Here is a 14,101-nt window from a genome sequence, read left to right on the forward strand (position 1 = left end):
GTTTCGATTACCTGTTTACAGTTCCTACTCTCTTCAGAAATAGGAAGCTTGCAATAGTTGACCCTCGAAGAACGGTACTAAAACTAGTTCCCCTCTCCTTTTTAGGACAGGGGCTAGGGCTGAGGCGAATTACCGCTAGAAAACTTGTAAGCTATCCTACCGCTCAACGCTCCGATCAACCACCCCAACACTAGCTCTCGAACCTTCTAGTATACTAACCTGATGAAACTGCTACCCCGCCTGCTAACGGCAACCCTTCCCCTGCTCGCCGCGGGCTGCGCCGGCCGCCACACTTCCCCAACTTTTGACCTGGTGCTTACCCACGCCAACGTGGTGGACGTGGAAACCGGCCGGGTGCGGCCCAATCAAACGGTGGCCATTTCCGAGGGGCAGATTCGGCAGGTTACCGCCAGCGGCCCAGCACCAGCGGCCCGGCGCACGCTCGATGCCACCGGAAAATACCTCATTCCGGGCCTCTGGGACATGCACGTGCACTTTCGGGGCGGCGACTCGCTAGCCGCGGCCAACCGCAACTTGCTACCCCTCTACCTGGCGCACGGTATTACCACCGTGCGCGACGCGGGCGGCGACTTGACGCCGAGCATCTTCGCGTGGCGCCAGCAAATCCGGGCCGGCCAGTTGGCTGGACCTACTATCTACACGTCGGGGCCGAAAATTGACGGCCCGAAGGCTTTTTGGGCGGGCTCCCTGGAAGTGGAAACTCAGGCACAGATTGACAAGGCCCTAGATTCCTTGCAGCGGCTGAAGACGGATTACGTCAAGATCTACGAAAGCACCATCTCGCGGGAGGCCTTTCTCAGCACCATTACCGCCGCCGAAAAACGCGGGATGACTACCACGGGCCACATGCCCTACACGGCCACCCTGCGCGAGGCCTCGGAGCGCGGCCTGGATGCCACGGAGCACCTGTATTACGTGTTTAAGGCCTGCTCCAGCAAGGAAGACAGCATTACCCAGGCCGTGCAGCGCAGCCTGAGCACGCCCAAGCCGTTGGGCCTGTTTGCGGTGCTGCCCGCCATTTACCGCACCTACGACCCTGCCACTGCCGCCCGCATGTACCGGACGCTGGCGAAAAACCACACGGCCGTTGTGCCTACCCTCTACATTCAGAAGCTCCTAGCGGAGCTGCCCGAAACCGACCACTCCCGCGACTCGCTCCTGGCCTACATCGGCCCCAAGATTCAAGCTACCTACGCCCGCCGCCTGGCCGGAGCCCGGGCCCAATCGGCGGCCACCCGCGCGTTCAATAAGCAACTGAGCGCCAAGTTCATGAGCCTGGTTCCGGCCCTGCAGCAGGCCGGCGTTACGCTCCTAGCCGGCTCCGACAGCGGGGCTTCCAACTCGTATGTGTACCCCGGCGCCTCTCTGCTCGGCGAGCTGGAGCTGTTGGTGCAGGCTGGCCTCACGCCGGCTCAGGCCCTGCAAGCCGCCACCATCAACGGGGCGCGTTTCCTCAAAGCCGACCACCGCGCTGGCACCATCCGGGCGGGCAAGGACGCCGACCTGGTGCTGCTAGACCAGAATCCGCTGGCCGACATCCGCAACCTGCGCCAGATCAATGCGGTAGTCACGCGCGGCCGAGTGTACACCGCCCCGGAGCTGCGCCAGATGATGCGGGCCGTAAAGCACTAGTAGCGGCAACTGTGAACTATGTGCTCCTCTTTTCTTACCTGGCATAAGTCATCCTCGCCTTGGGCCTACCCCACGGGCAATGGCTGGACTGAAGGCCGGCTCTAGTAGCGCTTTTGGTTAGCACTTTCAATTGGGCTTGAAAACCAGAAAAGCGGTTGTCATTCCGAGCAGAGCGAGGAATCTGAGTTAGCTTCTTACGCTTAACTCAGATTCCTCGCTCTGCTCGGAATGACAACCGCTTGTACGAGTTCCACAAGCTGCCTAGCTGCTGCGTGAAACCGGTTTGCTAGGGGTAGTTCTGAATTCCGCTACGGGGTAGCAACCGGGCCGCGGGGGCTTTCTGGGGGGCCGAGGTAGCTGGGTTTTAGTCCACCCATGTCTACCACTAGCTTTTCCAGCACCACGCCGGGGTCTACGCGCCAGAACCGGAGCACATGCTCGCCGGGGGCAGCCAGCGTGTGCACGGAGGTTTTGATGATGATGTTTTCGGCTACAGCCCGCTCCCAGGGCCGGTTGCCGTTGTCGGCTACCAGGCCGGTGTGCAGGTTGATAATCTGGGGAGCTTCGTCGTCGAAGGACACGGCGTAGCGCAGGCCCTGGCTGTTGGTGAAGTCCAGGGTTGGGGCCAGGTAGGCGTGCACAGTTACGGGCCCGGGGCTAGTCAGCCGGACCCGGTACTCCAGGCAGGGGCTGCTGGCGGTGGGGTTCTGGGCCGGCGCGGTGGCCGGAAACGTCGTGACGCCCGAGAGCGTGCGGCCTAGGTCCGGTATCGTCTGCCAGCTTACCCCGCCCCCGTTCACGGCCTTGCTGTAGTGCTCCGCTTCCATGGACACGTAGCCATCCACTTCCATAAATACGGCCCCGGCAGCCGATGTTGTTGGTGATTTTTTCACGGGCGCCGGTTGGGCCGGAGTCACCGCGGAAGCTGCCGTGGTGGGCTGGGCAAGGGTTTGCACGGCCGGCATTACGTTCTTTTCCGGCTGCTGCCAGATGGTGTAGCCGATGTGGGTCTGGTCCATCATGTGGTTCCATTTGCCGCCCGCCAGCGCGTGGTAGCGGCGCGAGATGTCGGCGTCTTTGGCGAATAAAGCCTTGGCTTTTTCGGCCAGGGCATTGGTGTTGGCCTGCCCGTTCTTGGCTGCCTCGCGGTTCAGGGCCACGGTGTAGTACAGCTCGTTGAGGTTGGCGCAGGCGGCTACCGGGTGCAGCACCAGCTGAAAATACGCGTCCTGGTGCTGGGCGGGCAGCTGCCGACCAATTTGTTCGGCCTGGGTTAGCAGGGTCTGGTAGTCGGCTACTACCGTCTGGAACTCGTGGTAATTCGTGAGGCTGTAGGTCGTGGGGCTGAGCAGTTCCGGCTTGCGGCGGGCGTTGTACTTGGCGTACTTGGCCAGAATATCGGCAATGCCAGCCGCGTGTTTCTCCCCGAACTGCTGGGCGGCCCACTGCCGGGTGTAGTCATCTACTTGGTCGGCAGCTAAGCGGGCGGGGTTCCAGGCGTAGTCCAGGAAAAAGCTGATGGGCAGTTCCATGGGCTTCAGGTCGCCCACGTTGACAATCCAGATTTGGTTGGCGCCGTACGCGTGGGCCAGGTGCATCTGCTCCCAGATGCGCGGCAGTGGGTTCGTATTCAACCACTTGTAGTTGCGTGGGCCGCCCACGTAGTCGAAGTGGTAGTAGATACCGTAGCCGCCAGCGCGGGGCTTTTCCGCGAGCTTGGGCAGCTTGCGCAGGTTGCCCCAGTTGTCGTCGCAGAGCAGCAGGGTCACGTCGTCGGGCACGCGCATGCCCTTGTCGTAGTAGTCCTGCACTTCCTTATAGAGGGCCCAGAGCTGGGGCGTTTGCTCGGCGGGCTTGCCAGTGGTTTCAGCAATAATGCGGCGCTGATCGGCCACGATGCGCTCCAGCAGGGCAATGTTGCTTTCCTGGCTCATGGGCTCGTCGCCGTCGCCGCGCATGCCAATGCTGACGATGTTTTCGCGGGTGCCCATGCGCTGCATGCCGCCGCGCCAGAACTCCTGGAGGGTAGCGGCGTTGGTTTGGTAGTTCCAGGGGCCCTTGCCGGCGTGCTTCCACTCCTCGTGGGCCCGCGTGAGGGGCTCGTGGTGGGAAGTGCCCATTACAATGCCGTACTCGTCGGCCAGTACGGGGTTTTGGGGGTCGTCCACGTTAAACATGTTGCCCCACATGGCCGGCCAGAGGTAGTTGCCCTTGAGCCGCAAAATCAGCTCGAACATGTGGCTGTACATCTTGGAATTGACGCCCCCGAACTTCTCCTTGGCCCAATTCTGCAGGGCCGGCGCTTCATCGTTGATGAAGATGCCGCGGTACTTCACCTGGGGCGTGCCCTGGGTGTGGCGGCCGGCCCCCACGTACAGGGCCGATTGGGGCTTGGTCGGCACATCGGCCCACCAGTACCAGGGCGAAACTCCCATCTGCAGGGACAGGTCGTAGATGCCGAAGATGGTGCCGCGCTTGTCGCTGCCGGCAATGACTAGGGCCTGCTCCACACCCGGCAGGGGCTTGTCGACGACTTCCACCACAAAGGTTTCCCACTTGCCGGCCACGCCCGCCACGTTCAGCTTGCCGGCCTGCACCAGCCCGTCAATCAGCGGGCTTTTGCCGATGGTACCAATTAGCACTACCTGCTGGCCGCTGGGCGCTTTGTCGGTGGTTAGCGTGGGCGTCAGGGTAGTCACGCGGTTGATGTCGGCCTGCAAATCCCGGGCGGCCCGCAACACGCCCGGCCAGTCGGCGGGGCTGGCGTACAGGGCTGCGGCGCGCCGGGCCGCTACCAGCGGGAAGCTGCCCTTGCTTTTTTTGCCAGATACGTAAGCCTCCGTCCCGGGTAGGGTGGTTTGAGCCCAGACGGCCGGGCAAGTCAGCAGTAGCAACGCCACCAGCACCCCCTTAAACCGGCGGGCAGAAAACGGGCGGCGGAAAGAACAAATGGACATGACGGGTAGGAAAGGGGTTGACTGATAGGGCAACTGCGGCTAGCGTTAGCTCCCCTCCTTATCCAAGGAGGGGAGCTAACGCTAGAACTTCACGACTTCCCAGTAGGCCTTCTTGGGCTGTTGGTTCTGGTCGAAGAGCAGGGGGTAGTTTTTGCGGCCGGCCACGGGGTAGGTATCCAGCCAGCTGTACTTGTCCGACACGTTCCAGAAAGTAACGCCGGTCAATACGTTCTTGTAGTCGCGGAACACCTTGAAGAACATCTTGTACTGGGCGGCCTGCTTTTGCTCCAGCTCGGGCGTGTAGGCGTCCGACTCGCCGGGGCGCTTGGCACGACGCTCCTTTTCCCAGGGGTAAATAGACACGTCCAGCTCGGTAATCTGCACTTTCAGGCCCAGGGAAGCATACTGGTCAAGGGCTTGGCGCAGCTCGGCCTCGGTGGGCTCCTGCAAGGACCAGTGCCCCTGCAGACCCACGGCGTCAATCGGCACCTTGGCATCCTTGAGCTTCTTAAGCAGCTTAAAGATTCGCTCCCGCTTTTCGGGCCGCTCGGTGTTGTAGTCGTTGTAAAACAGCTGGGCCTGGGGGTCGGCTTCGTGGGCGTACTCGAAGGCTTTGGCAATGAAATCCTCCCCGCAGATCTGGTACCACTCGGAGTTGCGCAGAAACTCCTGGGGGTTGTCCGCAATGGCTTCATTGACCACGTCCCAGGCGTAAATCTTGCCCTTGTACCGCTTCACTACCGTGAAAATGTGGTCGTGCAGGCGCTGGAGCAGCACTTCCTTGCTGACCTGCTTGCCCTGGGCATCCTTGAACAGCCACTTAGGCGTCTGCTCGTGCCAGAGCAAGTTGTGACCCCGCACGCGCAGTTTGTTTTTCTGAGCGAAGTCTACCAGGGCGTCAGCATCGGTCCAGAAGTAGCGGTTTTCCTCCGGATGAATGGGGCCCATCTTCATGGCATTTTCGGGCGTGATGCTGTTGAAGTGCTGCTTGATCAGCTCGCCCTCCGCCCCTTGTATGGACTGCCGGCCTACCGCCACGCCCACGGGGAAATAGTTTTTGTAGTAGTCTTTCAGGCCTTTATCGGCGGTCGGGCGCTGGCTGCTGACCAGCCCGGCGCTACCCACTAGCAAAGCCGCGAGAGTTAGTTTTCGGATGGAGAAGGAAGACGTTTTCATGAACTCAGAAAGAAGCGGAACAGATGAAAAATGCGGCGGCAGCAGGACGCACAATGGCCGTCCTCGTGCCAATGCGGCAAGGAAAAATGGGGCGTGTTACTCCGCCGGCTGCGGGGCAACACGCAGTGGAAAAACGTAGGCCGGGCGGTTCGTGCTGCGCTTGCAGCTGCTCCCGGAAAACAGGCGCGCAGCAGAGAAGCGCCCCTCGTTGCGCCTCCCTGCTGCGCGGCCCTTGTTGCCTACCGGTAGTGCTACCGGCGGGCCTGCCGCTCTATCCGCGGCTTACCAGTAAATGGTGTACAGCACCGTGAGCAGCACCATGATAACCATGGACCCGATGGCAAAGCTGCGGTTGGTTTTGAACATGCTCCGGTCTACCTCGAGGCCGTTGGTAACGGCTCCGCGGCTGGTTTGCACCAGGCTAATAATCACCATCATAATGATGCAAATCAGGAACACGAAGCCCATCCGGTCGAGGAAGGGGATTTCATAGACGCCGGCCGCGTTGGGCACGGCAAAGCCGAAGGGCGCCAGGAAGGACAGGTCGGCGAAGGTGGGTAGGAACTTGAACAGCACCGACAGCAGGAAGCCGCCAATGGTGGCGAACAGGGCCGCCGTGGAGGTCGTTTTCTTCCAGAAGAAACCCAGAATGAACATGGCAAAAATGCCCGGCGACACAAAGCCCGTGTACTCCTGAATGTACTGGAAACCGCCCTTTTTGTCGATGCCCAGGTGGGGGGCAATCAGCACGCCCAGAATCATGGCCACGATGACGGCAATCTTGCCTACGTTCACCAGCTTCTTTTCCGAAGCCTGGGGGTTGAGCACTTTCTGGTAGATGTCGAGGGTGAAGATGGTGGCAATGGAGTTGGCCTTACCGGCCAGCGAGGCCACCACGGCGGCCGTGAGGGCAGCGAAGGACAGGCCCTTCAACCCCACTGGCAGAATGTTGAGCAGCACGGGGTAAGCCCGGTCGGGGTTCAGATCGGCGCCCTGGCCAAACTCGGCTGCGCCAAACACGTCCTGCTTATACAGCACGTAGGCGGCAATGCCGGGCAGCACCACAATCACGGGCATGAGCAGCTTCAGGAAAGCGGCGAACAGCAAACCGCCGCGGGCCGTGGGCAAGTCGGCGCCCAGGGCGCGCTGGGTGATGTACTGGTTGCAGCCCCAGTAGTTCAGGTTCACAATCCACATGCCCCCGAGCAGCACCGTGAGACCGGGCAGGTCCATGTAGTTTTCGTTGTCGCGCTTGAAAATCATCTGGAAATGGTCCCCGGCCTGCTCGGTCATCAGGTTAAAGCCCGCCAGCACACCCGATTGGCCGTAGTGGTCGGCCACCATGTTCAGGGCCAGGTAGGTAGTCGCCAAGCCGCCCAGAATCAGGAAGAACACCTGAATTACGTCGGTAAAGCCGATTACCTTCATGCCACCCAGAGTGATGATGACAGCAAAGAACGCCAGGGCATAAAGACAGAACTCCAGGTTGAGGCCGGCAATGCTGCTGATGGCAATGGCTCCGAGGTAGAGAATTGAGGTCAGGTTCACCACCACGTACAGAGCCAGCCAGAAGATGGCCATAATCATGGCCACCGTGCCGTTGTAGCGCTGGTGCAGGAACTGCGGCATCGTGAAGATTTTATTCTTCAGATACACCGGAATAAAGAACACGGCCACGATGATGAGCGTCAGGGCCGCCATCCACTCGTAGGTAGCAATGGCCAGGCCCATCTTAAAGCCCGAGCCCGACATGCCCACGAACTGCTCGGCCGAGATGTTGGAGGCAATCAGCGAGGAGCCGATGGCCCACCAGGTCAGGGAGCCTTCGGCCAGGAAGTAGTCCTTGGAATCACCCTCGGCGGTGCCGTCGTGGCCGGTTTTGCGCCGGTAGATCCAGATGCCGTAGCCGGAAACTATCAGGAAGTAAATGAAAAAGACGACGTAGTCGAGGGTAGCAAGTTGATGTTGCATGTGGGAGATAAGCAAACCCCTCCGGCGGAGTGGTTAAGCGAGAAACAAGTGAAATACCGCCTCCAAGCTACCACCTAGGGCGGCTTCTGGCAACAGACCGGCAAACATTCCCGGCCGGCCCCTCCCCTTGGGTTCCCACACCCTTCAGTAGACCAGCCGGGTTTGTTTGGGTAGTTAATTACGGAACGTCAGGCAGGAACGCAACGCAGCACCTTGCGCGCTGACGGCTGCATGAGAAGCACAACGACACCGAGCAAGATGCTACGTGCGCTACGCTCGGCCTGACGCTCTACGAGCTACCTTAGATGTACTGATTGATGATGGCCTCCAGCCACTCCTGCTTGCCGCTGCGCAGTACCGGCTCGCCGGTTTCGTGGGCAATGCGGCGCAGGTCTTCCAGCGTGAGCTGGCCTTTCTCGAAGGCGGCGCCGTGACCCGCGTCGAAGGAGGCGTAGCGCTCCTGGCGGAACTTGCGGTAGGGCGACTTTTCCAGGATGTCGTTGGCTACCACCAGGGCCCGGGCGAAGGTGTCCATGCCGCTGATGTGGGCAATAAAGATGTCCTCCAGGTCGGTGGAGTTGCGGCGGGTTTTGGCGTCGAAGTTGATGCCGCCGGGCTGGATGCCGCCGTGCTCCAGAATGATGAGCATGCTCTCGGTCAGCTCGTTGAGGTTGTTGGGGAACTGGTCGGTGTCCCAGCCGTTCTGGTAGTCGCCGCGGTTGGCATCCATGGAGCCCAGCATGTTGGCGTCGGCGGCTACCTGCAGCTCGTGCTGGAAGGTGTGGCCGGCCAACGTGGCGTGGTTTACTTCCAGGTTCAGCATGAAATCTTTCTCCAAGCCGTACTCCTTCAGGAAGCCAATGACGGTGGCGGCGTCGAAATCGTACTGGTGCTTGGTGGGCTCAGCGGGCTTGGGCTCAATGAAGAACTTGCCCGTGAAGCCCTGCTTGCGAGCGTAGTCGCGGGCCATGGTCAGGAAGCGGCCCATGTGCTCCAACTCCCGCTTCATGTTGGTGTTGAGCAGGGTCATGTAGCCTTCGCGGCCACCCCAGAACACGTAGTTTTCGCCGTTCAGGGCAATGGTCGCGTCCAGAGCATTCAGGACTTGGGTGCCGGCGTGGGCCACTACCTGGAAGTCGGGGTTGGTACTGGCCCCATTCATGTAGCGCGGGTTGGAAAACACGTTGGCCGTGCCCCAGAGCAGCTTCACGCCGCTTTCCTGCTGGTGCTGCTTGGCATACTCCACAATAGCCTGCAGGTTGCGCTCGTACTCGCTCAGGGAGGAGCCCTCGTCCACCAAGTCAATGTCGTGAAAGCAGTAGTAAGGCGTGCCGAGCTTGGTGAAAAACTCGAAGGCGGCGTCCATCTTGTCCTGGGCCCGGCCGATGGCCTCGTGGTGGGCATCCCAGGCAAACTGCTTGGTGCCGGGGCCGAATGGGTCGCCGCCGGTACCGGTGAAGGTGTGCCAGTAGGAGACGGCAAAGCGCAGGTGCTCCTTCATGGTTTTGCCGGCCACCACGCGGTTCTCGTCGTACCATTTGAAGGCCAGCGGGTTATCTGATTCGCGCCCTTCGTACTTAATGGGGCTGATGCCCGTGAAGAATTCCGTTTTAGAAAGCGTGTTGAGTGACATGGTGGGTTGAGCTAGTGGGTGAAAGAATCTGTTGGGTGAGGGCCTGGTGCCAGCGGGCATAGGCCGAGTGGTACTGCTCCTGGAGCGCCGGGGTAGGCTCCAGAGTAAGGATGCGCTCCAGGCCAACAAAGGCTTCCGCGGGGCTGGCGTAGAGGCCAACCCCTACCCCGGCGCCGCGGGCCGCGCCCTGGGCAGCATCGGTGTTGTAGAGCTCCAGCTCTACGTTGCCACTGTTCACGAAGGCCTCGCGGAATACCGGACTCAGGAACATGTTGGCGTTGCCGGCGCGCACCTTGCGCACCTGCACCCCCGACTCGCGCATGATGTCCATGCCGTAGTTCAGGGCGAAAACGATGCCCTCCTGGGCGGCGCGCAGCACATGGCTCCGGCCGTGAATATTGAAGCTCAGGCCGCGCAGCTCGGCGGTGGTAGGGCGGTTTTCCAGCACCCGCTCGGCGCCGTTGCCGAAGGGCAGGAACTGCAGCCCCTCCGCTCCTACCGGGGCCTGCGCCGCCAGCTGGTTCATCTCATCGTAGGGGATTTCGCCTACCACTTTACGCAGCCAGCTGTTCAAAATGCCGGTGCCGTTTACGCACAGCAGCATGCCGTTGCGGGGCTGGGCCAGGGTGCTGTTCACGTGCACAAAGGCATTCACGCGGGAGCGGGCATCCACCACCGGCTGGTCGCTGATGCCGTAGACTACCCCCGAGGTGCCGGCCGTGGCGGCTATTTCGCCGGGCTGCAGCACGTTGAGGGAAAAGGCGTTATTGGGCTGGTCGCCGGCGCGGTAGGCAATGGGCGTCCCGGCGTGCAAGCCCAGCTCCTGGGCGGCGGCGGGCGTCAGGTGGCCCTGCTCGGCGAAGGTGTCCACTACCTCGGGCAGCAAGTCGCGGCTGATGCCGTAGTAGTCCAGCAGCTCCTGGGCCACGGCCTGCTCCCGGAAGTTCCAGAACACGCCTTCCGACAAGCCCGACACCGTGGTGCACAGGCGGCCCGTCATCTGGAAGGCAATAAAGTCGCCGGGCAGCTGAATTTTGTGGATTTGCTCGAAAATGGCGGGCTCGTTTTCCTTGACCCACCTGAGCTTGGAAGCCGTGAAGTTGCCGGGCGAGTTGAGCAGATTCTGCAGGCAGTACTCCTCCCCCAGCGCCTCAAAGGCCTGGTTGCCGTAGTCCACGGCCCGGCTGTCGCACCAGATAATGGCGGGGCGCAGCACGTGGCCGTTTTTATCCACCAGCACCAGGCCGTGCATCTGGTAGGTGATGCCGATGCCGGCTACCAGCGACGCATCGAAGCCGTAGTTCTGCTTCAGCTCGTGGGTAGCGTTGACGACTTCCTGCCACCACCGCTCCGGGCGCTGCTCGGCCCAGCTGGCCAGCGGCGCCGAAATTTCCATTTCCTTTTTAGGCGAAGTGACGCTGGCCAGGCAGCGGCCAGTATCCGCAGCCAGCAGCGCCACTTTGATGGAGGAGCTGCCAATATCGTACCCGAGGAGGTAATTCATGGTGGGAATGATGGGAAAGTTCGGGGAAGAATGCCAGGGTGTATGTTAAGTTGAACGACGGGCAGTCTGAAGAGGAATAGTTCTATTTATGCTTACTGGCTATGGTGCCGAAACTACTCATGCCCAACGATACGCAAGCATCCATTTTAAGCCACTATTTTCCGAATATACAGTGAGTGTCTACACACCTACTACCGTCAAATCGGCTCCTATTCATTGTTTTTCAAATAAACCTATCGAAACCGTTTTCGGAAACGGTTTCGATAGTCCGCAGCGCTTAATTTTATTTTCTTACTAATTATCTGAATAGTCAAATAGCCACTACCCCTGTCATTACAGTGCAGATAGGTGCTTTAGCTGAAAAAATTCTATTCGTCTACATGCAGCTAGCGTGTCGGGAGGTTTACTAGTACGTGGTAGGCTTCAGAAATTGTATGGTTCTGACGCGGGTCGATCTGGCAGGTGCCTCACCCCTAGCCCCTTTCCGGGGGAGAGAGGAACTAGTTTCTAGAAGAAAGAAGCTGGGAGTTAGGAGCTAGAAGACAGTAGAGGGCAGCTGTTAGAACAGTTTAGAACAGTTTTTAGAGCTAGTCCCCCTCTCCCTCGGAGAGGGGCTAGGGGTGAGGCAAGCTAGAGCTACCTACCGCACCGCCAGGGTAGCCGTGGCGGGTTGGCTGGCTCCTAGAGCCACGCTGCGGGCCGAGGGTAAGGAGCCACCCACCGCCACGGTCACGGGGCCGTTCGGGGCCACCGACTTGCCCTGAGCGTCAATTAGGGCCAACTGCTCGGGGGTAAGCGTGAAGCGCACGGTAGTGCTGGCGCCGGGCTGCAGTTGCACGCGGCGGAAGTTCTTGAGGGCGTAGCGCGGTACCTGCTGGCCCTGGCGCGGGGTGTGGGTCAGGTAGAGCTGCACCACTTCCTCCCCGGCCACTTTGCCCGTGTTGCGCACGGTGGCCTCCACTTCTACCGGCTTGTTTTTGGCCGCCCGCTTCGGCAGCTTCAGCCCCGAATACTCGAATTTGGCGTAGCTCAGGCCGTAGCCGAAGGGGTACATCGGCTCCTGGCTCATGTAGCGGTAGGTGCGGCCCAGCATGCCGTAGCTTTCGTACGCGGGCAGCTGGTCGAGGCTCTTGGGAAAGGTGATGGGCAGCTTGCCAGAGGGCGACACCTTGCCGAACACCACGTCGGCAATGGCGTTGCCGCCTTCCTCGCCGGGGTACCAGGCCAGCACCACGGCATCGGCCAGCTCGTGCACCTCGGCCAGGTTCATGGGCGAGCCGCCGGTAATGATGGCCACCAGGGGCTGGGTGTTGTTTTTGCGCAGGCCGCGCAGGAAATCAAGCTGGTTTTGGGGCAGGTTGTAGTCGAGCCGGTCGCCAAACGAAGGCGAGGCAATGGACTCGCCCTCCTCCCCTTCCAGCAGCCCGTTGATGCCCAGCACTACAAACGTCGCGTCGGAAGTGCGGGCCGTGCCGCTCACCCAGTCCACGCCGTTCTGATTGGGCCGATCGAGCAGGGCGCCGGGGCGGTACTGCATCTGGCTGGCCGGACTCACCCCGGCCACCAGGCCTTCCAGAATGGTTTTCATCTCCGGGTTCACGCCGTAGTAGTTGCCCAGCAGGGCATCAAGGTTGGCGGCGTTGGGCCCAGTCACGAAGTACTTGGCTAGGTCGTTGCGCAGGGGTAGTACGCCGTTGTTTTTGAGCAGCACGATGAACTTTTGGGCCGCCTCCCGGGCCAGGGCGCGGTGTTGGGGGCTGTTGATGACGCTAGCGGAAAGCTTATCGTAGGGGCTGCTGCCGGGCGCATCAAACAAGCCCAGCTTGAACTTGGTGCGCAGCAGAATGGCCAGGGAGCTGTCCATCTGGGCTTCGGTAGTCAGGCCTTTGCGCACGGCTTCGGGCAAGGACGGGTACACGCTGCCGCAGTTCAGGTTCACGCCGCGCTGCAAAGCCAGGGCGGCAGCCTCGGCAGGCGTTTTCACCACGTTGTGGCCCTTGTAGAAATCCACCAGCGCCCAGCAGTCCGACACAATGTGGCCCTTGAAGCCCCATTGCTTGCGCAGCACGTCTTGCAGCAGGTACTGGTTGCCGCAGCACGGCTCGCCGTTGGTGGCGTTGTAGGCGCACATCACGGCCTCCACGTTGGCATCTACCAGCTGCTTGAAGGCGGGCAGGTAGGTTTCCTGTAAATCCTGGGGCGAGGCCACGGCGTTGAACTCGTGGCGCAGCTTCTCGGGGCCGCTGTGCACGGCGAAGTGCTTGGCGCAGGCGGCCACTTTCAGGTGCTGGGAGTCGGGGCCTTGCAAGCCCTTCACGAAGGCCACCCCCAGGCGCCCCGTGAGGGTAGGATCCTCGCCGTAGGTTTCCTGGCCCCTACCCCAGCGCGGGTCGCGGAAGATGTTGATGTTGGGCGTCCAGAACGTGAGGCCGCTGTACTGCTGGCGGTAGCCCTTGGCCACGGCCGCGTTGTACATGGCCCGGGCCTCGTCGGAAATGGCGGTGGACACGCGCAGGGCCAGGTCGTCGTCGAAGGTGGCGCCCAGCCCGATGGCCTGGGGAAACACCGTGGCCGCGCCCGCCCGACCCACCCCGTGCAGGGCTTCGTTCCACCAGTTATAGGCCGGAATGTTCAGCCGCTCAATGGCCTTGCTGTTGTACATCATCTGGTCGGCCTTTTCCTCCAGGGTAAGGCGCGAAATCAGGTCCCGCACCCGCACGTTGACGGGCTTGCTGGGGTCGAGGTAGGCGACTGGGGCTTGCTGGGCTTGCGCCTGGGGCAGGCTGAGGCAGGCGAGCAGCCCGGAGAAGATCAGATGTTTCTTCATACAGTAGGAAGGGTGGAAAATATGAAGGAATAGGCCTGGAAGCCGCCTGAACACGGGTAGGCTGCTAGGCTGTAGAGACGCGAAGTGTCGCGTCTCAATCGTTGTTGGCGTTGTTTGTTTTGTCATTCCGACGCAGGAGGAATCTGGGTCAAGCCGTTGGATGGTAAACCCAGATTCCTCCTGCGTCGGAATGACAGGTAGTATTGGTTTTTCTCGACCAGTCGTTCTGGCGCCGAGACGCGAAGTGTCGCGTCTCTACAGCTGGTCTGCCGTTACTTCTGGCACCTCAATAGCCAGTAGAGTTGGGCTAGAATCAATTCAAGAACGTCATGCAGAGCGCAGCGAAGCATCTCGCCCGAATCGTTGAGTTACTACCTAAC

General features: G+C 60.9%; 7 protein-coding genes. 1 reads left to right on the forward strand and 6 read right to left on the reverse strand.

Annotated features, from left to right (window positions below):
- The first annotated feature begins 222 nt into the window (after positions 1 to 222).
- Entirely contained in the window at positions 223 to 1,653 is a 1,431-nt protein-coding gene (locus MWH26_RS08945) for an amidohydrolase family protein (RefSeq protein WP_247976930.1), read from the forward strand.
- Between the two features lie 308 nt (positions 1,654 to 1,961).
- Here MWH26_RS08945 and MWH26_RS08950 read toward each other — a convergent pair whose 3' ends face one another.
- The 6 genes from MWH26_RS08950 to MWH26_RS08975 all read right to left on the reverse strand — a co-directional run bounded on the left by MWH26_RS08950 (position 1,962) and on the right by MWH26_RS08975 (position 13,721).
- Positions 1,962 to 4,610 carry a glycosyl hydrolase 115 family protein gene (locus MWH26_RS08950; RefSeq protein ID WP_247976931.1) on the reverse strand — a complete coding sequence of 883 codons (2,649 nt, stop codon included), beginning with the start codon at positions 4,608 to 4,610 and terminating at the stop codon, positions 1,962 to 1,964.
- Between the two features lie 81 nt (positions 4,611 to 4,691).
- Positions 4,692 to 5,786: an endo-1,4-beta-xylanase gene (locus MWH26_RS08955; RefSeq protein WP_247976932.1), complete on the reverse strand. Its 1,095-nt coding sequence runs from the start codon at positions 5,784 to 5,786 to the stop codon at positions 4,692 to 4,694.
- 282 nt (positions 5,787 to 6,068) lie between these two features.
- Complete coding sequence (locus MWH26_RS08960) at positions 6,069 to 7,757, reverse strand: sodium/sugar symporter (protein ID WP_244696262.1); 1,689 nt, start codon at positions 7,755 to 7,757, stop codon at positions 6,069 to 6,071.
- Between the two features lie 301 nt (positions 7,758 to 8,058).
- A complete protein-coding gene (gene xylA / locus MWH26_RS08965; protein ID WP_247976933.1) occupies positions 8,059 to 9,390 on the reverse strand; it encodes a xylose isomerase in 1,332 nt (443 codons plus the stop codon).
- The gene (locus MWH26_RS08970) at positions 9,368 to 10,894 is read right to left on the reverse strand and encodes a xylulokinase (RefSeq protein WP_247976934.1); all 1,527 of its coding nucleotides are present in this window, start codon (positions 10,892 to 10,894) and stop codon (positions 9,368 to 9,370) included. The genes xylA and MWH26_RS08970 overlap by 23 nt, the downstream gene beginning before the upstream one ends.
- A gap of 640 nt (positions 10,895 to 11,534) precedes the next feature.
- Complete coding sequence (locus MWH26_RS08975) at positions 11,535 to 13,721, reverse strand: glycoside hydrolase family 3 N-terminal domain-containing protein (RefSeq protein WP_247976935.1); 2,187 nt, start codon at positions 13,719 to 13,721, stop codon at positions 11,535 to 11,537.
- Positions 13,722 to 14,101 lie beyond the last annotated feature (380 nt).

The sequence above is a fragment of the Hymenobacter sublimis genome (genome assembly GCF_023101345.1).
Taxonomy (GTDB): Bacteria; Bacteroidota; Bacteroidia; order Cytophagales; family Hymenobacteraceae; genus Hymenobacter; species Hymenobacter sublimis.